At 55.3% G+C, this 21,445-nt stretch carries 18 protein-coding genes; 9 read left to right on the forward strand and 9 right to left on the reverse strand.

The genetic code is table 11. The features are described from left to right. Nucleotides 1–101 precede the first annotated feature (101 nt). A complete protein-coding gene (locus K1718_RS12170; protein WP_152501168.1) occupies nt 102–392 on the reverse strand; it encodes a putative quinol monooxygenase in 291 nt (96 codons plus the stop codon). Nucleotides 393–495: 103 nt separating this feature from the next. Between K1718_RS12170 and K1718_RS12175 the strand changes: the two genes are divergently transcribed. After that, nucleotides 496–1,386 (forward strand): LysR family transcriptional regulator, encoded by an 891-nt coding sequence (locus K1718_RS12175; protein ID WP_152501169.1) that lies wholly within the window; start codon nt 496–498, stop codon nt 1,384–1,386. A gap of 512 nt (nt 1,387–1,898) precedes the next feature. Next, complete coding sequence (locus tag K1718_RS12180) at nt 1,899–3,029, forward strand: type III PLP-dependent enzyme (protein WP_265684591.1); 1,131 nt, start codon at nt 1,899–1,901, stop codon at nt 3,027–3,029. A gap of 200 nt (nt 3,030–3,229) precedes the next feature. On the opposite strand, the gene K1718_RS12185 is transcribed toward K1718_RS12180, so the two are convergent. Continuing rightward, on the reverse strand, nt 3,230–4,009 hold the full coding sequence (locus tag K1718_RS12185; protein WP_265684592.1) for a hypothetical protein: 780 nt from the start codon (nt 4,007–4,009) through the stop codon (nt 3,230–3,232). A 51-nt stretch (nt 4,010–4,060) separates the two neighbouring features. Next, the gene (locus tag K1718_RS12190) at nt 4,061–4,465 is read right to left on the reverse strand and encodes a hypothetical protein (RefSeq protein WP_285806089.1); all 405 of its coding nucleotides are present in this window, start codon (nt 4,463–4,465) and stop codon (nt 4,061–4,063) included. Between K1718_RS12190 and K1718_RS12195 the strand changes: the two genes are divergently transcribed. Both K1718_RS12195 and K1718_RS12200 read left to right on the forward strand, forming a co-directional pair. Further along, nucleotides 4,398–5,783, forward strand: a complete 1,386-nt coding sequence (locus tag K1718_RS12195; RefSeq protein WP_265684594.1) for a homospermidine synthase — start codon at nt 4,398–4,400, stop codon at nt 5,781–5,783. The two genes, K1718_RS12190 and K1718_RS12195, sit on opposite strands and share 68 nt — an antisense overlap. Nucleotides 5,784–6,054: 271 nt before the next feature. Further along, nucleotides 6,055–6,393 (forward strand): hypothetical protein, encoded by a 339-nt coding sequence (locus tag K1718_RS12200; protein WP_265684595.1) that lies wholly within the window; start codon nt 6,055–6,057, stop codon nt 6,391–6,393. Nucleotides 6,394–6,451: 58 nt separating this feature from the next. Here the strand turns inward: K1718_RS12200 and K1718_RS12205 are convergent, their stop codons facing one another. After that, nucleotides 6,452–6,673: a DM13 domain-containing protein gene (locus K1718_RS12205; RefSeq protein WP_285806070.1), complete on the reverse strand. Its 222-nt coding sequence runs from the start codon at nt 6,671–6,673 to the stop codon at nt 6,452–6,454. Nucleotides 6,674–7,129: 456 nt separating this feature from the next. Between K1718_RS12205 and K1718_RS12210 the strand changes: the two genes are divergently transcribed. From K1718_RS12210 to K1718_RS12220, 3 genes are all read left to right on the forward strand, one after another. Further along, the gene (locus K1718_RS12210) at nt 7,130–9,229 is read left to right on the forward strand and encodes a C1 family peptidase (RefSeq protein WP_152501176.1); all 2,100 of its coding nucleotides are present in this window, start codon (nt 7,130–7,132) and stop codon (nt 9,227–9,229) included. Between the two features lie 19 nt (nt 9,230–9,248). Continuing rightward, entirely contained in the window at nt 9,249–11,459 is a 2,211-nt protein-coding gene (locus tag K1718_RS12215; RefSeq protein ID WP_265684596.1) for a DNA/RNA non-specific endonuclease, read from the forward strand. Nucleotides 11,460–11,652: 193 nt separating this feature from the next. Further along, nucleotides 11,653–12,228 (forward strand): MAPEG family protein, encoded by a 576-nt coding sequence (locus K1718_RS12220; RefSeq protein ID WP_265684597.1) that lies wholly within the window; start codon nt 11,653–11,655, stop codon nt 12,226–12,228. A 45-nt stretch (nt 12,229–12,273) separates the two neighbouring features. Here the strand turns inward: K1718_RS12220 and K1718_RS12225 are convergent, their stop codons facing one another. From K1718_RS12225 to K1718_RS12240, 4 genes are all read right to left on the reverse strand, one after another. After that, entirely contained in the window at nt 12,274–14,088 is a 1,815-nt protein-coding gene (locus K1718_RS12225) for an adenylate/guanylate cyclase domain-containing protein (RefSeq protein WP_265684598.1), read from the reverse strand. A gap of 193 nt (nt 14,089–14,281) precedes the next feature. After that, nucleotides 14,282–15,871: a SulP family inorganic anion transporter gene (locus K1718_RS12230; RefSeq protein WP_173005980.1), complete on the reverse strand. Its 1,590-nt coding sequence runs from the start codon at nt 15,869–15,871 to the stop codon at nt 14,282–14,284. A 432-nt stretch (nt 15,872–16,303) separates the two neighbouring features. Next, complete coding sequence (locus tag K1718_RS12235) at nt 16,304–16,621, reverse strand: hypothetical protein (protein ID WP_265684599.1); 318 nt, start codon at nt 16,619–16,621, stop codon at nt 16,304–16,306. A gap of 146 nt (nt 16,622–16,767) precedes the next feature. After that, nucleotides 16,768–18,558 carry an SPFH domain-containing protein gene (locus K1718_RS12240; RefSeq protein ID WP_265684600.1) on the reverse strand — a complete coding sequence of 597 codons (1,791 nt, stop codon included), beginning with the start codon at nt 18,556–18,558 and terminating at the stop codon, nt 16,768–16,770. 178 nt (nt 18,559–18,736) lie between these two features. Here K1718_RS12240 and K1718_RS12245 point away from each other — a divergent pair, with 178 nt between their 5' ends. After that, a complete protein-coding gene (locus tag K1718_RS12245) occupies nt 18,737–19,915 on the forward strand; it encodes an aminotransferase (RefSeq protein WP_265684601.1) in 1,179 nt (392 codons plus the stop codon). Nucleotides 19,916–19,949: 34 nt separating this feature from the next. Further along, nucleotides 19,950–20,978 (forward strand): asparaginase, encoded by a 1,029-nt coding sequence (locus K1718_RS12250; protein WP_152501183.1) that lies wholly within the window; start codon nt 19,950–19,952, stop codon nt 20,976–20,978. 15 nt (nt 20,979–20,993) lie between these two features. Here K1718_RS12250 and K1718_RS12255 read toward each other — a convergent pair whose 3' ends face one another. Further along, a complete protein-coding gene (locus K1718_RS12255) occupies nt 20,994–21,443 on the reverse strand; it encodes a GNAT family N-acetyltransferase (protein ID WP_265684602.1) in 450 nt (149 codons plus the stop codon). Between the last annotated feature and the right edge of the window lie 2 nt (nt 21,444–21,445).

Below are 21,445 nucleotides of genomic sequence, written 5' to 3' on the forward strand. Positions count from 1 at the left end.
GGTACATAGCACAGAAATTTCCACCTGAAGACACGTTGGCCTGCACAGGGACCGGAGGCCGCGCGCTTCTGGTTATCCCTGTACAAGACGTCATTTCGGCTTTAGCCGATCACGGTCATTTCGTTGAGCGTGAAATCGGCAACCGCGCCTTCTGTTGCCTTCATGTAAGCGGCAAGATGCGGCGCATTCATGTGTGTCTGCCACAGCTCACGGCTTTCCCAGTTCTCGTAAAAGAGAAAATGTGCGGGATTTTCGTTGTCCTGATGCAGGTCGTAGTTGATGCAACCCGCTTCGGCGCGGGTAATTTCGATCAGTTTCAGCAACTCGGCTTTCACCAGGTCAATTTGATCCGGGTTTGCCTTGATATTGGCGACAATTGTCAGTCGGGACACTGTTGATCTCCTGTTTGGTGTTCGTCGGTATCGACAACCTAATCACTTGACATTTACGGATAAAGAGGCATTTCTCGATTTCATAATCCGGAAATGCCGAATAATGCTACTCGATAACATCGCCCTGTTCGTGAAGATCGTTGAGAATGGCAGCCTTGCCGCGGCGGCAAGACAAACTGGCTTGTCGCCAACGACCGTATCGGAGCGTCTTTCCGCATTGGAAACGCATTACGGCGTCGCCTTGCTCAACAGAACAACACGCTCCTTAAGTCTGACCGAAGAAGGCCGCACGCTCATGCTTGGCGCGCGCCAACTTCTGGACGAAGCGGCCGATCTTGATGGCCGCATAAGACTGGGAGCTCAAAACCTTTCCGGACTTATCCGTTTGAGTGCACCGCTCGACCTCGGCCGGACACTTGTTTCAGAAGCTATCGCCGCCTTTCAGGCAGAGCATCCCGGCATATCCATCGACCTGCATCTTTCAGACGGATATGCAGATATCGTAGGTCTCGGCATTGATCTGGCGGTCCGGTTTGGTGAAATCGGAGACAGCACATTGCGCGTCCGCGCACTGCCGGCAAAGCCGAGGCTTGTTTGCGCGTCACCATCCTATATTGCAAGAAATGGGGCACCGGAGACACCGCGTGATCTGCAGCAACATGCGTGCATCCTCATGCGTTTCGGTCAATCGACAGACAATGTCTGGAAGTTCATCTCCGGAGATGGAAAGCAGTCGGTGCGTGTCGATGGCTCGCTCATAGCCAATGACGGAGCTCTCGTGCGCCAATGGGGTCTGGAGGGCCGTGGCATCATGCTAAAGTCTGAGTTTGACGTTATGAGTGACATCCGATCCGGCAGGCTTGTCCGGCTGTTGCCAGAGCACAAAACACCAAAGCAACCGCTTCAAATGCTCTTTCCTCCCGGGCGTTCGCAGCCTCACCGGGTGAAAGTCTTTGCTGAGTATCTTGCGACCTGCTTCAAGACCTTTGACTAGGGCAAGCGGGAAACGAAAGCGCAATCTTTTTTCTGGAATTTCAAATTTCCGCTTGCGCTGAAAAGCAAACGGGCGCATATACGCCCCGCCCAAATTCGCACGTGCCCGAGGCCGTTCATGGGATGCTGAAACAGGACATCTCTTAAGGGGTCACTGCCAGGAAAACCGCCAAGGGGCGGGGCAGACAAGATCCGGACGGCTTAAAGCAACGACGTAAGAGGGCTTTTTTGGTCTCGGCCGGGGTTTCCAATCTCCGGTGTCACTGAAGAGGCACTTGTTACATCATTGCCCGACGTGCGGCTCGGTACTTCCGATCCAATCAACGGCATTCCCGACGCGGGAAAGCAATGCACTGTTTTCAGTTGCGCTGCCCAACCGTCGCTGCGTCCAACCCGGCCTCCGGTTCCATCCCGGAGGAGGCCCGGTGCGTCACGCAGCACCCTGCGACGTGAACCTGCGGTGCGCTGGAAGATTGCGCGTTTCTGCAGCCTTGATTGAAAGGGGAGCCCCCAATGAGTGAGCGCATCCGCGATTTTCTGCGACGACGCGAAGACGACGGACCTTGTGTGGTTGTTGACCTTGATATCGTGCGGGAAAACTTTCAGGCCTTTGCCAAGTCATTGCCCGACACCTCTGTCTACTACGCGGTCAAGGCCAACCCTGCACCGGAAATTCTGTCGTTGCTGGAAAGCCTCGGATCGTCTTTTGACTGTGCGTCTGTCGGCGAGATTGAAATGGTCCTGGCAACAGGTGCTGCATCTGAACGTATTTCCTACGGCAACACCATCAAGAAGGAGAAGGACATTGCGCGCGCTTACCAACACGGTGTCCGGCTCTTTGCCGTTGACTGCGTCGAAGAAGTGGAAAAAATCGCCCGCGTTGCCCCGGGCTCAAAAGTGTTCTGCCGCGTCCTGTGCGACGGAGCGGGAGCTGAGTGGCCATTGTCCCGCAAGTTCGGCTGCGACCCTGAGATGGCCCCGGACGTGCTCGAACATGCACACAGGCTCGGTCTTCAGGCCCATGGTGTCTCCTTCCATGTCGGTTCCCAGCAAGCGAACCTCAGCGCATGGGATTTCGCTCTCGCCATGGCGGCAGGGGTCTTTGGGGAAATGGCGCATCGTGGTGTCGAGCTAAAGATGGTCAATATGGGTGGCGGTTTTCCCACCCGTTACCTGAAGGATGTTCCCGGCGTTCCAAGCTATGGCGATGCCATCTTTCATGCGCTGACAAAACACTTTGGCAACCGTCTGCCTTCGACAATCATTGAACCGGGCAGGGGCATGGTCGGCAATGCCGGTATGATCGAGGCAGAAGTTGTTCTGATTTCGCGAAAGTCGGCACAGGACGAAATTCGCTGGGTCTATCTGGACATCGGCAAGTTCCACGGTCTGGCCGAGACTATGGACGAGGCCATCCGGTATCCAATCCGGACCCCGCGTGACGGTGACCGGACCACGCCTTGCGTTCTTGCAGGTCCGACCTGTGACAGCGTTGATGTTCTCTACGAAAAAGACCCCTATGAGCTGCCGGTCAGCCTTTCCATTGGCGACAAGGTCCTGATCGAAGCCTGCGGAGCCTACACCACGACATATTCCTCAGTCGGCTTTAACGGTTTCGCACCGCTTGCGTCCTTTGTTATCTGACTGACTTCAGCAGCGCATTTCTTCAACAGCACGGTCTCTCCATCTATCGCCGCAGAGGAGGCCGTGCTGTTTCCCATCAAATGTACATGACCCGCGTTCTCGTCAGCCATACCGGTCGGCGTGGGCTGTGCTTGCCCAAAAAGATGCGTTTAAGACTTGTAATTTCAGGGAAAAACCGTCAAGTCTTGAGAAAGGTGCAATCAGTGCGCTTCTTTGCCACGTTCTCGTCTGATGTTGCTGACACAACGCTGTGACGAAACGTAGAAATTTGGAGTTTTGAATATGACCGATGATACCAAAGGCGGCGCCCCGAAAAGCCGGACTGCCAAAACTGCCGCCAAACCTGCTGCGCGGCGTACGGCTGCAGCAAAAACTCGGTCAACCAAAACAGCTACCGACAAGGCGGCTACAAATAAACCCGCTGCGCGCAAACCTGCAGCAGCCAAAGCCTCCAGTGCCAAGCAAAGCGCAAAGACGGCGGCTGCAAAGCAACCTGCCAGACAGGCTTCCACAAAACCAACTGCTGCATCAAAAGCGCCGTCATCCAGAGCTGCCGGTGCGAAGGCTGCAGCTGCGAAGCCAGCCACAACCAGGAAAGCCGCAGCTGCGCCGAAAGCACCAGGCACAAAAGCTGCTTCTGGTCCTAAGGCAGGCGGTGCAGGCAAGCCTAACGCTTCCAAAACAAGTGCCTCGAAGACTGGTGCTGGCCGAAAGCCTGCTGCAGCAAAGCCCGCATCACCAAAGACAGCAGCGAGCAAAGCTTCCGGAACACGTGCAAGTGCCGCCGGTACGACCGCTGCCAGGCAGCCTGCGCAGGCGAAGTCAAATACTGCCAAGTCGAGTGCACAGAAAAAGCCTGCAGCCGCCAAGCCAGCGGCAACCAAGCCTGCAGTGGCAAAACCAGCCGCGACAAAGGCTGCAACGGCAACTAGGGCTGCAAAAGCGCGGACCGCTTCATCAAAGGCAACCGGTACAGCCAAAGCTGCAGCGACAAAAGAGAGCGTTGCAAAAGTGGCAGCTGCCAGAAAACCTCAGGCTACAAAGCCTGCCGCAGCAAAAACAGCAACCGCACAATCACGGACTGCGAAACCAGCCAGCGCAAAGCCAGCGGCGACCAAGCCGTCTGCTGCCAAACCAACAAATACCAGACCAGCTGCCGCCAAGCCGGGACGCACCAGGCCAGCTGCGGCAAAGCCCGCAAACACCAAGCAAGCTGCCGCAAAACCGGCTGAAGCGAAGAAAACAGCTGCAGGAAAACCGTCCGCAACCAAAGCTGCGCCTCGAAAGACAGTTGCTAAAAAAGTTTCCCCACGGGCGGCGGCCACCAAAAGCTGGCCGGTACATGCAACCATCACAGGCCCTGTGGTGATGATAGGGTTAGGCTCGATCGGCAAGGGAACGCTGCCCTTGATCGAGCGGCATTTCAAATTCGACAAGACCCGGCTCACGGTGATTGACCCGGTGGATACAGACGCCAAACTGGTAACAGATCGTGGCTACAAGTTTCAGAAGACGGCACTGACACCGAAGAACTACAAAGATGTTCTGACACCGTTGCTGAGCGAAGGCGAGGGACAGGGATTTGTGGTCAACCTGTCCGTCGATACCTCATCGCTCGATCTTATGAAGCTGTGTCGCAAGCTTGGGGTGCTCTATATCGATACGGTAGTTGAGCCGTGGCCCGGCTTTTATTTCGACGACACTGCGACGGCAGCCGATCGCACCAACTATGCCTTGCGCGAAACCGTGCGCCGGGAAAAGAAAAAGAAACCTGGCGGAACGACCGCCGTCTCCTGCTGTGGTGCAAACCCGGGGATGGTGTCCTGGCTCGTCAAAAAGGCTCTTGTCGATGTGGCCACTGAAACCGGCGTGAAATTCAAGGAACCCAAGTCGAAGAAAGACTGGGCGAAATTGATGAAAAAGACCGGGGTCAAAGGCATTCACATCGCCGAACGCGACACGCAACGCGCAAAGCAACCGAAGCCGGCGAACACATTCTGGAACACCTGGTCTGTAGAAGGGTTCCTGTCAGAAGGGTTTCAGCCGGCAGAACTCGGCTGGGGAACGCATGAGACCTGGAAGCCGAAAAACGCCAAAAGCCACAAGAAGGGCTGCAATGCGGCCATCTATCTGGAACAACCGGGTGCCAATACGAGGGTGAGAACCTGGTGCCCTACGCCAGGAGCACAGTTCGGCTACCTGGTGACACACAACGAGTCCATTTCGATTGCCGATTATTTCACGCTCGAGAACGGCAAAAGGGTCAGCTACCGGCCAACCTGTCACTATGCCTATCACCCTGCAAATGATGCGGTGTTGTCGCTCCATGAGCTGTTTGGTGCATCGGGCAAGATCCAGGACAAACTGCATGTCCTTGAAGTGAATGAACTTCAGGATGGGATCGATGAGCTTGGCGTTTTGCTGTATGGGCACAAGAAAAACGCCTATTGGTACGGTTCCCAGCTGTCGGTAGAGGAGACGCGTAAACTGGCGCCTAACCAGAATGCTACCGGTTTGCAGGTTACGTCTGCGGTGATTGCCGGCATGGTCTGGGCTCTGAAAAATCCGCAGTCCGGTATCGTTGAAACCGATGAGATGGACTACAAGCGATGCCTCGAAATCCAGCTTCCCTATCTTGGTCCAGTCAAAGGGTACTACACCGACTGGACGCCGCTCGATAACAGACCGGGTTTCTTTCCCGAAGATATTGATCCGAGCGACCCGTGGCAGTTTCGGAACATTCTGGTTCGATAGAAGGTCTTGGGATGGATTGCGGGGTTCCTGTCGAGCGCGGGTACCTCGTCCGCCTGTCGGGGATGGAGGAACGGGTCAGATTTCTTTCGTAAATTTAATGATTTGCGGCAGACCAAATAACTTCTCCAAACCGGAAATTGCCACAATTGGTTCCCAACTGCCGCGCGGCGCAGATCTATTTTGCCTGGCGCTATACGATCTTTTCTGTCGGGATTTCCAACTCGAAGTAGGCGGAAAGAACGGCACCAACAAAACGTTGAAAGGTTGGGCCATGAGTATGTTCGTTACCTTGGGGATTTTGCTGCTGACGACCGTTGTCTTCTCGGCAGCTGTCCTCGGTTATTTCCTTGCGTCGAAGTCTTTTCAGTCAGAAAGCCGGTCTGGAGACGGAGGTGTGCTTCTGATTGCGGGCGGTCTTTTCATTGCCTTCACCGCGAGCTTCATCGAGATTTTTGACTTCGCATTCCGATTGCCATTTTCTGAAACTGCAGACCTTGGAATTGGTCTGGCTTCAGTTGTTGCCGCGATCCTTGCGGCACAGGCGGCCTTTGTGGTTTTCAGTCGCAATGCTTCCGTACCAGCACCAGCTTCGAAGGACCGAGCACGCTAATGTCAGGCTTTTTGCGGAAGTGTTCCCGGTAAAATGGGAAACACTTCCGCTGACCGCCTTAACCGCCAAGTTTCGCAACACCGAGCGGAACGTTGAATTTGCGACACCATACATAGACTTCGTTGTATTTGGATACATCGATACCACCGCGCAACCGGTAGGATTGCTGACCCTTCAACTTCTTCAACGCGCCGAGATCCGTATCTGGATCGTATCGCCCGTTCCGTCCAAGTCCAATGCGGGCGTCCGGGGCACCATCAAAGGTAAAATCCCTCTGCAAGACGACGCGGCTGCCGGACAGCTCCGCGTGCCCGTCGTCACATGATGGCTCTTTCCCTTAAAGCGCCCGGATCTGGTGCGGTCCTGCGCAAGAGCGGGAAGAGATGTGGTGGCTGTGGCCACTGCCAGGCCGGCTGACAGTGACAAGAAGTGCCGACGGTTCAACATGGGACATGTTCCTTTTCATCAAGTGCGAGTTTTGTCGGCGCAGATGGATGTTCCCGCCGCTGTTTGATGAGGTGGCGCTTCGGGCTTTTCGATTGAAGGCCCCATTTGGTCAACCAACGTCACATCAGGGCGAGGATCAGGTGATATGGCTTGGGTCTCAGCTCTACCTGACGTTGAGGAAAAGATTGTATTTTGAGATTTTATTTATCAAAGGTTGCTGATTGTCTTTGAGGTGATCTAGTCTGCTCAAGTAGCTTATTTGTTTTTACACTACTTTCGGTGATCGGTAATGGCATCGGTCAAGCATTCATTTTCTGGAACACTTCGCGGCCTCGATGTAAGACCCGACCGGGTTGATTTCAGGGATCGTCCCTATCGTCCGCCTTTAACGTTCCTGCCACCACAATATCCGCCGGAAGATCTGGCGGATCAATTTCTGCCGAGATTTCTCGAAGACGGATACATATTGAACCAGGGCTCGGAAGGTGCGTGCACCGGGTTCGGCCTGGCGGCTGTGATCAACTATGTCTTCTGGGAACGCTACCTTGTGGAAACCGAGCGTGGCAGAGCTGCGGAAAAGCCTCACCTGGTGAGTGAGCGTATGCTCTACAACAATGCCAAACTCTACGACGAGTGGGACGGCGAAGACTACAGCGGGTCGAGTTGCCGAGGAGCCATGAAAGGCTGGCACAAACATGGTGTCTGCAAGAAAGACCTGTTTCCCTATGACGACAACAAGTTTGTGCCGCCCAAGGACGGTTGGGAAATTGACGCCATCGAACGTCCACTGGGCGCATATTACCGCGTGGATTCGCGCTCGATAGCAGACATGCAGGCTGCAATCGTTGAAACCCACGCAATCTATGCCTCCGCCAAGGTTCATGACGGTTGGAGCCTCAAAAAGTGCGCTTCGTTGCAGAAGGCGGTCATTCAACGAACCAGCGACAAGACGACTGGCGGTCATGCCTTTGCGCTGGTTGGCTACAACCGTTACGGCTTCATCGTACAGAATTCCTGGGGGCCGGACTGGGGTTACAAGGGCTTTGGACTGTTGCCCTACAAGGATTGGGTGGACAACGGTTTTGATGCATGGGTCGCGGTCGTCGGTGCGCCGGTTGAGGTTGATCAGGTCGCTGTCGTCAAACCCAGTGCCCCACTTGCCAACCTTCCGGTGTCTGAACAGACAAGCGGCAGTTCATCTGAGACCGGCCTGGAAACAGTCACTAGATGGAGCGAGGCAAAGACCTATCGTCACTCGGTTGTGAGCGGCAATGACGGTCGGCTTCTGCGCCGATTGCCAGAAGCAGCCGACGCGCATGACGGACTGACCGTTGTGTTCAAAAACGTCAGGCAGCTGCTGGAGGACAATAAGGCGCGCAAACTCGTCTTTTTTGCTCATGGCGGCCTGACCGGGGAAGACCGAGCGATCAGGCATGCGCAAAAGCTCGGGCCCTGTTTTGAGGCCAACGGGATTGCTCCCGTGTTCTTCGTCTGGAAAACGGGGCTGGCTGAAAGCCTGAAGTTCATCGGCGAAGATCACTTCAGGCGGTTTGCCACAGACCTCTCGGAAGGGCCGGGACGTGCCGGAAGCGAAGGTCTGTTCGATGTCTTGAAGGAGAAGCGGGACAGGACATTCGAACTTGCGGCCCGTCAATTGGTGGGCCGGGCGGTCTGGGGCCAGATGAAGCAGAACGCCGCTTCTGCAGCACTCGGCGAGGGCGCGATCCGCCAGGTCAGCAAACATGTGCGCGCCCTCCTGAACGACTTTCCTGACCTTGAGCTGCATATGGTTGGACACTCCGCCGGGTCGATCTGGCTCGGCCACTTCCTGGAAGACCTCAGACAGCGAAAACTTGGCGACAAGAAAAAGCCGCCCGTCAGAACGGTGACGCTTTGGGCTCCTGCATGCACCATTGCTTTTGCAGGTCGCTACTATGGACACACCACCGAGAAACACGTCATCGCGGATGGCGGCCTTCATGTCGACCTCTTGAATGACGAGTTGGAGCGGGCTGATTTCGTCGGAAAGGAACAGCTCTACGGTAAATCCATCCTCTATCTGGTCAGCCGGGCGCTTGAGGATGACCACAAGACGCCGCTGCTGGGTCTGGAATGGGCCTTGAAAGACAGGTTCAAGGAAGCCTTCGAGAAGGACATTTTTGCAGGGGTTACCAGGAAATCCGCAGAAGATTGGGTTGCGCAATTAAAGCGCATCAACGCTTCCTTCAGCGTTCTTGAAGACCGCGAAACCACGAACGGCCTCGCTGAAATTCCCGTCCGTCACGGATCATTCGACAACGACATCGCGATAAACACTGAGATGCTGAGGCGCATTCTCGGCGCTGAACCGAAAGTTATCATCAAGGATTTGGCCACCCATTCTTTTTAGAGCAAAGGGAGAGCTCGACATGCCCATTTCAAAGAAAAATCCCGATTTAAAGAATTATCTCGAAACATTGCTATCCAGCGGAGATCTCGCCGAACTGGCTGACCAGCCCGAAGAGACGCTTCGCATGGGTGGTGGCATGGATGAAGGCCCTGCCGGCGCCGACGATGAGCGGGCAAAAGCCCATGCCGCCGTTGAAAAACTGGCCCGCGGCCAAGACCTCGACCGAGAAGAAGCCTTTCTGATTGAGGCGATTATCGTGCCTGACAAACGTCCGGCCATTGTCGTGACCAATGACGCCTACAACGTCCAGCACAAGGACTGGGTGCATTTCAATACGAACGAGACGATCAGGCGTCATATTCTCAAAACCTTGCCTACTGCCGGACGCATCGAACTGCCGGACCATCCATATCTTCCTTATGGTGGAACAGGCTTTCTGGTTGCCGATGATCTGATCATGACCAACCGCCACGTCGCTGAACTGTTTGCAACAGGACTGGGTGAAAGAGGACTGGCATTCCGCCCGGGTCAAACTGCTGGGATCGATTACAAACAGGAAGCAGGATCGACGGAAAGTGCGTTTGCGAAAATAACCGGCATACGGATGATCCACCCGCACTGGGACATGGCGTTGTTGCAGCTTGAAGGAGCTCCGGACGGCGTCGAGCCCTTGCTTTTGTCCATGCAGGAGCCCGAGGATCTTGAGGGTCGCGAGATCACCTTGATCGGTTATCCAGCCTTTGACCCGCGCAACGACGCCGCGGTTCAGAACCGTGTCTTCAAGGGCATCTACGACGTCAAAAGGTTGTTGCCCGGTTTCTTGAAAAGCCGCCGTGAAATCCTCAGTTACGGTGACCGGGTCAATAGCGTAACTCATGATGCAAGTTCGCTTGGTGGCGCATCAGGCAGCCTCGTTCTGGACGTCATCACCGGAGACATCGTCGCACTCCATTTTGCAGGGCGATACAAGGATGCGAACTTTGCGGTTCCAACCTATGAACTGTCTCGAGATGACAAGGTCGTGGGAGCCGGTCTTGAGTTCGGAGAGGACGCGCTTAGCAACATCGAAGACCCAAATCCGTGGTTGTCTGACTGGAGACAGGCAGATGGAACAGCAGAAAGCGCAACGGTTGCTCTGTCACAAGACAACTCTGGAAGTGCGATCCAGGCTCCTGTGCAGACTGGAGGCCCCGGCGGCTCGAGCCGTTGGACCATCCCGATCACGATAGACATCCAGGTTGGTGCAGCGTCTATGGCCAGTTCGCAGGCTTCGGCTGCAATACCTGCCGGACAGCCGCTGGCGGCGCCGGCCGTCGAGCGCATGGTCGAGCCCAAGCATGATGACGACTATACCAATCGACCAGGCTATGACCCGTCTTTCATCGGCCTCGATGTTCCCGTGCCAAAGGTGACCGATCTGGACCGGGTTTCAAAGCTTGACGATGGGTCTAACCTTCTGAAGTATTATCATTTTTCGATAATTATGGACAAGTTTCGACGTATGCCACTTGTCACCGCGGCCAATGTCGACACGCGTAAATCCAGCCTGAAACCCGAACCTGGACGCAAATACAATCGGAAGGCCCTTAACGGCTTCACGTCCGACAATGATCGCGAGAAGTGGTTTGCCGACCCGAGGATACCCGGTGACCATCAACTGCCGGACAGGTTCTTTAACAAAGACCGAAAAGCTTTTGACAAAGGCCATGTGGTCCGGCGCAACGCCGTGGTGTGGGGCCGGACATACGAGGAGGTTCAACTCGCAAACGGAGACACGTTCCACTCCACGAACTGTACGCCGCAGGTCAAGGGGTTCAACCGATCTCGAGAGGGCGGCGAATGGGGGCAACTTGAAAATCATATCTTCAAGCAGGCAAAGACGGAAAAGCTTTGTGTTTTGGCGGGGCCGGTTCTCAAGGCCGAGGACCCGATTTTCACCGGTGTGGATGATGATGGTGTCACGAAGGTACGCATCCCGCAGTCCTACTGGAAGGTTGCGGTTGCCAATGCGGAAGGGGAATTGCAGGCCTTCGCCTTTCAGCTTGAGCAGGACTTGAGCGATGTCGCATTCGAATTCCAGCTCACCCAGAAATGGAAGGCTCGGCAGATATCCTTGAAAGATCTGGAAAAAGTCCTTGCTGTCGTCAAGTTCGACAAGGTACTTCATGCAGCCGATCAGGCTGGAACCGGGGCGGGTGAAGCGGTCTGCGCAGACGCCGGAATTGGCTGATTTTGTTCGCATCCAGACGTGCTTCGTTGAGCCTCAACTGTTTTCAGTTCAGATATCCATCGACTTTTGCTTGGCGTGTTCAGTTGATACTGCGCCGATGACTGGACGCAGGCGTGGTTAGTGCCTAAGTCAGGATCTTCTCGGCATTTTGACAGGTGATTTGCCGGCTGCAGTCGATAGGGGCGGAATTCAGATGAGTGGTGTATCGGAAGCGCGTCAACAGCGTGCTCGAATGTTCATACTGGGGTATCCGTTCGTCCTCATTTCTTTCGCGCTTGTCCTGAACTTCTTCGCATTTGGCGTTCAGCCTGTTGAAATCGGGCTGCCGTCAACCGGTTTGCTTTCTGCATTTGTCTTCAGCGCAGCGCTTCTGCTGGCCAATCATACTTGGTTGATGACAGCGACAGAGCTGACCAGAGTTCGTTTCGGGCTGCATGCAACGCCTGAAGAGTGGGAGGCGAGTGCCAATGCGCGCGAAGATGTTCCGCAAGTCGGTTGGCAGGAGCTCGAGCGTCATCACAATGCGCATCGCAATGCGACGGAAAACACAGTCTATTTTGCGCTTTTGGCGGCGATATTCTGCTTGGTGAGCCCGCCACTTGCGGCCTGTTGGGTCTGGATTTTAGGCTTTGCCGTTGGACGCTGTGGCCATAGTAGGTGTTATCTGACCGGTCGAGACGGCTTGAGGGGGCTTTTCATGAGTGTCAGTCTCTTGAGCCTTTATGGACTGGCCACTTACCTGATCGTTGCAGTGATGATGACTTACTGAACTGCAATTCCGTCTGAAGTCATGTTGGATGAGAACAGTGCGTTTCTAAGCCAACAGGCGGACCACGACCAAGGGCTCTGATCTTCCCTTTATTTTGCGGGAGCCGATGGGCTCCAGGGTGACATCATCACCAAGTCTCTTGGTGATTTCTTCGGACGCAAGAATGATCACATCCGCTTGTGGATCAATTTCCTTGCCAAGGCTTTCCAGCCGCGAGGCTGCGTTCACCGTGTCGCCAATAACTGTGTAGTTGACACGCTCGGATGCCCCGATATCGCCGACAACCAGTGGTCCAAGATGAAGACCAATCCGCACACGAACGGGCTGTTCGCCCCGCATTGCGCGGGCCTCGTTGTCTTTGCGAATGGCTCCGACCATACCCAGAGCCGCGCGTACAGCAGGTTCGGCAGGATTGTCCAATCGTTCCGGCGCTCCCCAGAACGCCATGACACTGTCGCCGATATACTTGTCGATCGTGCCATCCTGCCGAGTGATTTCTTCGCCGAGGAGCGACAGGTGATGATTGACGAATTCTGCCGTTTCACTCGCCGACATGCCTTCTGAGGCGGACGTGAAACCCGCAATGTCGGTGAACAGTACTGCTAGCTCTCGTTCTTCCGGTGGCGCTTCCGCACGTCCTTCGCTTAGGAGCTTCCGAACCAGTGTCTTGGGAACGTAGCGATTAAAGGCCTTCAAGCCGCCGACCATGGCGTTGAACCCTTTCGAAAGGTCATCCAGTTCCTTGATGACGCTGGCAGGCAGTGGTTCGACTGCATTCAAATTGAGATTTGCTACGTCTTTCGCGGCGCCGGAAGCGCGCCGCATGGGAAGTGCGATGCGTTTGGCCAAAACGACAGCCCCCAGTAGCGACAGCATCAACAACCCGGTGCCAACCGCGACGGCGGTCACCAGCTGGTGCAGGGGCTGATCGAGAAACTGGGCGGGGAAGTGAACACCGATACGAACGGGCAGTCCTTGGAGATTGTCGTTCTTGTCTTCGATGATGACAAAGCGTTTGATGCCATCATCGTCGTAGCCGACATGCAGGTCCAGGTCGTCGGCGATGTCGAACGAAGCGTTGTCCAGTTTCGGCATCTCCTCGAAGTGTTTCAGGAAATCGTCTGGAACGTGTCTGACATGAAGGAGAGGCGTTTCCTTGCTGAAGTCATCGAATTTCTTGTGCAAGTCCGGATGCGCGATGACTTCGTGCGTGTCTTCCCTCAACAGGAAAACCGTGATGTCATCGGTCGAGATGTACCAGGAAATCTCGGAAATTCTCTCCAGCGAAGTGCCGATGAGCATCGTGCCAATATGGCGTCCTTCCTTGTATAGCGGCTGGGTGAACACGAAATAGGTGTGCTCGCGGTTTGGCATGTAGATGGCTTCGCTCCAGAAAGCCTCCTTTTGCTTCGCGGCGCGTTCGATCATGGGCATGAGGATGGGAATCTCTGCTGCAAGATCGACTTCACCGCCAAGCAGGGTCCCGTCAGCATCGCCTCTGTCGACATCAACTCCTTTTCCCGTGGGGTCGACCAGAACCATGAAGGACACTTGTTCCAGTGGTGCCAGAGCACCGTAGAGGTACGCGATCGGCAATTCCGGTTTGTCGAAGGAAAGCTCGTTCCGCTCTGCCGAGACCTTTGAATACTCAGCGGTTACGGTCACGGCATAAAGCTGTTCAACAAAGGCGACTTCTGCAGAATCCATGCCTATGTCGACAAGCTCACCGCCAAGTTGGCGCACCACTTTGGAAGACGTCATGGCCTGGATGATCAGGATTGCGGCCGCTGTTATCAGAACGAACGAACCGATCACTGTTGCCAAAGTCGGTGTGATGAAGAGTTTTCTGCGCTGCGACACAATTTGCCCCGATTCCGTGCGTTCATCGTCTTTTTCGCAGATTGCCGACAACAAGTGAACGCGATTGGGCAGTCAATTTCAAATACGGGCCCGGGTGCGGTTCACCGATGGGCAAAAAGCGGGTCATCAAAGAAAAGACCCGCAGAATGGTTCCGCGGGTCTCAAACGCAATTCGATTTTTGCATCTAATGCATCAGGTTGTTTTGGCCGGTTCGGGTTCATCGAACGTATGCCCGTAGTCAACCGCAATCTCGTAATCGGGATCTTCCAGGACGGAGACTTCAACAAGGTTGCCCGCCTTGTCGAGCAATCGCTGGCAATCCGGAGACAAGTGCCTGAGATGAAGGCGCTTGCCGACGGCCTCATATTTTGAGGCCAGGGCGTCGATCGCTTCCAGTCCCGAGTGATCGACCACGCGGCTGTCGATAAAGTCGACAACCACATCGTCAGGGTCGTTCTGCGGATTGAAGAGGTCAACAAAGCCGGTCGTGGAGCCGAAGAAGAGGGGGCCCGACAGGCGATAGACCTTCCAGCCTTCCTTGCTCTTGCCAATGCGCGCGCTGATACGGCTGGCTGCGTTCCAGGCATAAGCAAGAGCCGAAATAATTACGCCAACGACAACGGCGACTGCAAGGTCGGCATAGACCGTTACGCCGGTCACGATGACCATCACCAGCGCGTCTGTCAGAGGGATTTTGTGAACGATCTTCAAGCTGGCCCACGCAAACGTGCCGATCACCACCATGAACATCACACCCACGAGGGCAGCGACAGGAATTTGCTCAATCAACTGGGATGCGACAACGATGAATGACAGCAGGAAAAGGGCAGCTGCAATACCTGAGATGCGGGTGCGAGCGCCGGACTTCACGTTGATCATCGACTGGCCGATCATGGCACAGCCACCCATACCGCCAAAGAAACCCGTAACAACGTTTGCCGTACCCTGGGCAAGGCATTCCTTGGAGGCACCGCCTTTCGTGTTCGTCAGGTCCGCGACGAGGTTCAGTGTCAGCAGCGATTCAATCAGGCCGATTGCCGCCAGAATGACGGCGTAAGGCAGAATGATCTGCAGCGTTTCCAGGTTCAGCGGCACCAGCGGAATGTGAAACTCCGGCAGGCCGCCTGAAATGGAGGCAAGATCGCCGACAGAGCGCGTGTCCAGATTGAAGCCGAGCACCAGTGCAGAGACAACCAGAATGCCGGCAAGGGGCGCCGGGAACGCCGTTGTGACCTTCGGCAAGAGCCAGATCACGGCCATCGTCAGGGCGATCAAACCAAACATGAGATAGAGCTGCGAACCGGTCATCCATGTCAGGCCTCCAGCACCGTCCGGAACCTTGAATTGCCCGAGCTGTGCCAGGAAAATCACGATCGCCAGTCCGTTGACAAAGCCGAGCATAACCGGGTGCGGCACCATTCGAATGAATTTGCCCCATTTCAGCAGACCGACACCAATTTGAAGGATACCCATCAGGACGACAGTGGCGAACAGGTATTCCACACCGTGCTGGGCGACCAGCGAAACCATGACGACGGCAAGTGCGCCGGTTGCACCGGAGATCATGCCGGGACGGCCGCCGATGCAGGCAGTGATCAATCCGACGAAAAAGGCGGCGTAGAGGCCGACCAGCGGATTGACGCCGGCAACGAAGGCAAAAGCCACGGCTTCAGGAACCAAAGCCAGTGCGACGGTCAGTCCCGCAAGCAGCTCGGTCTTGATGCGCGAAGCATCGAGTTTTGTCGATTTCACAGGCGCAACGGCCTCGGCACGTGCGGTCAAGACATGCTCCACTTTGTATATGTTTGCTGGTGAAGGTCCGCCCAAGCCGGAAACGGCAAGACTATTGACCTAAATCAATTTAGGGCGTTGTAGTCGATTTTCCGCAATGCAGCAAGACTGTGAGTGGATAGCAGCCATGCAGTTGTCCACCTCTTGCAAGGTCCGGTCGCAAGGTTTCACCCTCAATTGCCGCAAGTGCCAGTCGGTCTTTTTGAGGTAAGTGCTTCTGTAGACCTATAAAATCTTGATCGCGGCCAAAAGCAGTGGTCTTTGAAACTCTTTAAAATTCCGCCGAGCTTGCCTCAGATGAACACTGGATTTCAAGTCTTCATGTCAATTGATTGAAGTGCTTCAAGGGTATTCGCAACTGTTGCGACAAATCCTCAGGCAAGCCAAGGGATCCAAGCCTGAATTGATTCTGAAATCTCGATGCTATTGAGCAAGAACACAAACAACGGGAATGCTTGGCAGAATTCTGGGCGCGTTTTCGTCCTCGAAGGTTTTTCGAATGACCTCGCGGCGTTTCAGGGAACGCGCGTCGTTGTCGGCAAGGAAGCAGAGATACATCGTGGCTCCCTTTTTCATGCCGAAACTGGCCGATGCGGTGCTGCTGACCGCAAAGGGTTCATATCCCGTACTTGCAAGGTCCGACACATAAACAAATTCGCTTTCGCCGACCTCCTGCGAGGACACGGCTTTCGCAGAGCCCAAAATGAGGATGATCGCAAAAAGTGCTTTCAAGGAATTCATTTCTTCTCCGAAATTTCCAGTCTTTGTCAGCTTTCAGGCAGTCCGGTCTCGGCGTAACAATCAAAACGGATCCGAGACTTGCAACAACGGTCTGGCGGTCTCAATAACTTTGCAACGGCCATCTTAAAGGCGTGCCTTGTTCTGAGTTATTGCTGGGCTGCAGGACGGCCGGGATTTGAAGTCTGTCCCTGAACTCCGCCCAGACTGGCGCCGAGAAGGGCTGCTGCACCTGCAAAGCCACTGTCGCCACCCACAACCGTGTTCGGGACCAGCTTGCCGACCAGCCCAACAAGTTCAGGCTTGCGTTCCAGAGACGTCAGCAGTTTTTCGAGAGCTTGCAGCAGTGCTACGCGGTCCTGGCCGAGCACATCCACCTGAGCCCGCTGGCCTCTGGCAAGTTCTTCCAGATATTGCCGTTCAGCCCGGCCAAGCGCAGCACGTTCCTGCTCACGCTGGTTTGCGACCTGAACGGCAATTTGGGCTTCCACAAGTCTTGGTTGCTCATCTGCCGTGGAGCGGGCCTGTTCGGTCTCAATGCGTTTCTGCTGAGCGTCGGTCTCGCGCTCATATGCGGTCGACAACTGATCGGCGAGCTGAACGCGCAGGCGTGACACCAGCAGTTCCGGCGGGATTGCTGGTTCACCAAGGCGAATCTCCCTGATGTCGACGCCGGCCTTGTTGCCTTCCACCTTGATCTGCTGCTCGATGGTCTGTTCCAGAGCATCCCGGTTTTCGATCAGGTCCAGCACGCGCGTCGGCCGGAGGGTATAAGTTTGCGGCTCTGTTGCGGTTCCGTCCGCATTTTTGTCCGGGACCCTGATGGAAGCGCCAGCGACATTTCGCACGATCGAGCGAATGGCCGGCGTCAGGATCCGGTTTTCAATTTCTCCCAGACCACCGACCGATCCGACAACGACAGGAGCGTTGGAAGGGTCGACCTGAACCAAGGCTCTGAGTTCAAGCGGGATGTCCCATCCTTCTACCTTGACGAAGACAGCCCGGTCCGCGGCTTCCTCAGGGATCCGTTCCTGAACGGAGCGCTCGTTTTGTTGGATATTGCCTTGCTGATCGACGGAAAGGTCAATGATCCGCTTCGTGTATCCGCCCTTGTATTCCCAGGTCTGAACACGGGTGTCGACAAGCGTGACTTCATAGGCCTGGCGGTTGAGGTAGTAAGCGCCCGGAAAGAGAGGGTCTTTCCAGATACCGACACAGCCACGTGGGACGAGAGGAACTGTGAGAGCTTCGCGCGAGACAGCAGACGCAGATACTTCCTCTTCGACACAGTTGATGCCGGGTTGACTGACATTGGATTTTACAACGCCGACATGACCGGCTGGAATAATGGTCGCGTCGGTGTTCTCATCCAGGCGAATATCAAACAGGTAGCGATTGAGGCGATATTGCCCAGGCTTCAAAACCGTTTCCTGCGGTCCGCGGATTCCCCCTTTCGTCAGGAAGCTATCTGCCTTGAGCATATCCCCGACATCAGCATCGGAAATGGCCGGAGCCATGAACATTCCCGTCGGCATGGCGCTTCCGTCGAGGGCCGTAAGCTGTCCGTAATAGCCTTCAGGAATGGTCACAACGTCCCACTCTTCGAAGTCATAGAGAACGCGGACCAGCGGTATGAAATGAAATCCGGGACCAAGGATCTGCGCCTGTGGGCCCTTTTCTCCATCCAGCGCGATGATGCGGCCTTCAGGCAATTCCTTGAAGGCGTAAATCCGTTTCAAGTGTCCGACGCCGTTTGCGTCGACAAGAATAAAGGACGTCGACATCAGCATGAATGCGCCGATCAGTATCATGACGACACCCACGGCACGGCTGCTGACGAACCTCAAGAGACGGTGACTGCCAAGGGGTGCTCCGGTCCGGCGCATGAACGCGGCAGCTCCGATTACAATGGCCAGAATTCCAATGATCACGCTCAGCATAGACCGTCTCCCGCAGCGACTTCTTAATGCCGGGTATCAGATGCCGTGGTTAGGCCGGAGTCAAACCATGCTTCCATCAATCCAGTGTTCATTGCGGCAAAGCATGAGCCGAGGGATGACAAAGGGCTCGACGGCGAGACTGGTGCACAGTAGAAACGCCGGATCTGCGGGAGGAAATATGAAGCCCACCAATCCTGTCTTCACCGGTATCGATACTACCGTTTTCGAGACCATGTCCCGGCTTGCCATGGCCCATAAGGCGGTGAACCTTGGTCAAGGCTTTCCTGATGTCGATGGGCCTGAAGACATCCGTCAAAAGGCAGCTCAAGCGCTTGTTGATGGTCCCAACCAGTACCCGCCGATGTTGGGTCTTCCTGAATTGCGTCAAGCCGTGGCTGCAGCCAACAAAAGGTTCTACGACCTCGATATCGACGCCGGGAGTGAAGTTATTGTGACTTCCGGTGCGACGGAAGCCTTGGCGGACTGCATCTTCGCACTGGTCTCGCCTGGCGATGAAGTTGTGCTGATCGAACCGCTCTATGATTGTTATCTGCCGCTGGTCAGGCAAGCGGGCGGAGTTCCCGTTCGGGTGAGGGTGACGCCTCCGGATTGGTCGTTGAACGAGGCGGCTCTGCGCGACGCTTTTTCCGAAAAGACAAAAGCTATCCTGATCAACAATCCAATGAACCCGACAGCGAAGGTTTTTTCCGACGAGGAACTTCAGCTGGTGGCAGACCTTTGCAAAGAACATGATGCCTACGCCATATGCGACGAAGTTTACGAACATCTTGTTTTTGATGGGGCGGTACACAGGCCGTTGATGGCTTTTGACGGTATGCGCGAGCGCACGCTGCGTATCGGCTCCGCCGGCAAGACCTTTTCTCTGACCGGCTGGAAGGTGGGATACATCACCGGACCAGCGCCATTGATCGACCCGATTGCGAAGGCCCATCAATGGGTCACGTTCACAACTCCGCCGAACCTGCAAAAAGCCGTTGCGTTTGGCCTTGGCAAAGATGATGCCTACTTTGAAGGTCTGGTGCGAGACCTGTCCGAAAAACGGGATCGGATGGCCAGGGGCCTCAGCGACCTCGGTTTTTCTGTTCTTCCATGCGCGGCCACTTATTTTCTGACCTGTGATGTCAGCAATCTCGGTCTCGGGGCGACGGATGTGGAAGTCTGTGAAACACTGGTCAAGCGCGCTGGTGTTGCAGCCGTTCCCGTGTCCGCCTTTTATGGCAGTGAAGCTCCGACCGGCTTCATCCGGTTTTGCTTTTGCAAGCGGGATGCGGTGATCGACGAAGCGCTCATGCGGCTAAGAACTTTTTTGACTGCAGCACAAACCGAATCTGCCTAGCCTGAAAAGACATGTTTTCAAGATGAGAAACTTTATGGACAATCCGGTACTGGTCGATGTCACACGCGGCAATCTCACCGAGAGCCTGCATCGTGGCTGTGTCGCGATTTCAGATGCCTCCGGCAACATCGTGTGCAGCATTGGGGATGTCGATGCGAAGGTTTTTCCAAGATCCGCGATAAAGGCCCTTCAGGCAATCCCGCTTGTTGAATCCGGCGCCGCTGACGCACTGGACCTCAGCGATGCGGAGCTGGCGCTAGCCTGCGCCTCGCACAGCGGGGAAGAAGTGCACGCAAGCTCGGCCAAGGTTATGCTGATGAAAGCAGGCCTTACCGAAGACGATCTGGAATGCGGGCCGCAATGGCCGCAGCGTATGGAAGACGCGGCAAAGCTGATCCTGACCGACGAAACACCAACCGGACTGCACAACAATTGTTCTGGCAAGCATGCCGGTTTTCTGGGTCTTGCAAAGGTCATGGGTGTCGACACGCGTGGCTATGTCGAGCCTGGGCATCCCGTTCAGCGCGAAGTCCGCCTGGTGATGGAACAGCTTACAGGTGCCACTCTTTCCGAGGACGTTTGCGGCACGGACGGGTGTTCCATTCCGACCTATGCCTCACCTTTGACAGGGCTTGCACGCGCATTTGCATCCTTTGGAACAGGTGAGGGACTTGAACCACTTCGAGCCGAGGCTGCCGAGCGGATCTACAACGCTTGCATCAATGAGCCCTATATGGTGGCCGGTGCCGATCGCTTCTGTACCAAGGTCATGGAAGGCTTTCGCGGACGCGTCCTGGTTAAAACCGGAGCGGAAGGTGTTTTTTGCGGTTCGGTGCCTGAGCTTGGCTTCGGCATAGCGCTCAAATGCGACGACGGAGCAACACGGGCCGCAGAGGTCATCATGGCCACCATTCTGGAAGCCGTACTTGAACTCAACGAGGAAGAGGCGGCGCTTCTGGACAGTCTCGTCAATCCGCCCATTTTGACACGCAGGGGCGTACAGGCGGGACATATGAAGCCGACAGACGAGTTATTGAGCGCCCTAAAAACTGCGTTGCCCTAACTGGTGTTAGGGCCTCTAAAGTTTCTTTTCCATCAGGACCTTGTTGCCGGCTCTTTGTGTCTCTTGCCAGCCTAATCGGCTGTAGAGCGCGACATTTTCCGGCATTGCAACGTGGGTCGTAAGGTGGATTGCGAGGATTTTTTTCGTTCTCGCCGCGTCTTCGACGGCGGCTATCAACGCCTTGCCAATGCCTTGTCCCTTGAAATCAGGGTCAACGGCAATGTTGGTCAAATGAGAGATGCGTCCGTTGACGGAAAGAATTGCGCAGCCTGCTATGCGGTTGTCGGTCTCTGCGATGAACACTTCGTTTTCGGCGATGTCCTCATCAATTCCGGCAGAAACATCCGGCAGATCGCTGAGCTTCATTCTTACTGGTGCATAGGCCCTTTCAATGCACGTTTTCAGGGCTGCTGCGTCTTGCAATTCAGCCTTTCGAATGGCTGTGATGGCAGAAGTATTGTTCATTG

The sequence above is a fragment of the Roseibium porphyridii genome (genome assembly GCF_026191725.2).
GTDB classification, from domain to species: Bacteria; Pseudomonadota; Alphaproteobacteria; order Rhizobiales; family Stappiaceae; genus Roseibium; species Roseibium porphyridii.

What these genes read in the sequence shown, in the direction of transcription:
- K1718_RS12255 (WP_265684602.1), bottom strand. Translation starts at nt 21,443, where the DNA reads ATGAACAATACTTCTGCCATCACAGCCATTCGAAAGGCTGAATTGCAA.
- K1718_RS12220 (WP_265684597.1), top strand. Translation starts at nt 11,653, where the DNA reads ATGAGTGGTGTATCGGAAGCGCGTCAACAGCGTGCTCGAATGTTCATA.
- K1718_RS12195 (WP_265684594.1), top strand. Translation starts at nt 4,398, where the DNA reads ATGATAGGGTTAGGCTCGATCGGCAAGGGAACGCTGCCCTTGATCGAG.
- K1718_RS12245 (WP_265684601.1), top strand. Translation starts at nt 18,737, where the DNA reads ATGAAGCCCACCAATCCTGTCTTCACCGGTATCGATACTACCGTTTTC.
- K1718_RS12175 (WP_152501169.1), top strand. Translation starts at nt 496, where the DNA reads ATGCTACTCGATAACATCGCCCTGTTCGTGAAGATCGTTGAGAATGGC.
- K1718_RS12235 (WP_265684599.1), bottom strand. Translation starts at nt 16,621, where the DNA reads ATGAATTCCTTGAAAGCACTTTTTGCGATCATCCTCATTTTGGGCTCT.
- K1718_RS12180 (WP_265684591.1), top strand. Translation starts at nt 1,899, where the DNA reads ATGAGTGAGCGCATCCGCGATTTTCTGCGACGACGCGAAGACGACGGA.
- K1718_RS12240 (WP_265684600.1), bottom strand. Translation starts at nt 18,558, where the DNA reads ATGCTGAGCGTGATCATTGGAATTCTGGCCATTGTAATCGGAGCTGCC.
- K1718_RS12210 (WP_152501176.1), top strand. Translation starts at nt 7,130, where the DNA reads ATGGCATCGGTCAAGCATTCATTTTCTGGAACACTTCGCGGCCTCGAT.
- K1718_RS12215 (WP_265684596.1), top strand. Translation starts at nt 9,249, where the DNA reads ATGCCCATTTCAAAGAAAAATCCCGATTTAAAGAATTATCTCGAAACA.
- K1718_RS12200 (WP_265684595.1), top strand. Translation starts at nt 6,055, where the DNA reads ATGAGTATGTTCGTTACCTTGGGGATTTTGCTGCTGACGACCGTTGTC.
- K1718_RS12250 (WP_152501183.1), top strand. Translation starts at nt 19,950, where the DNA reads ATGGACAATCCGGTACTGGTCGATGTCACACGCGGCAATCTCACCGAG.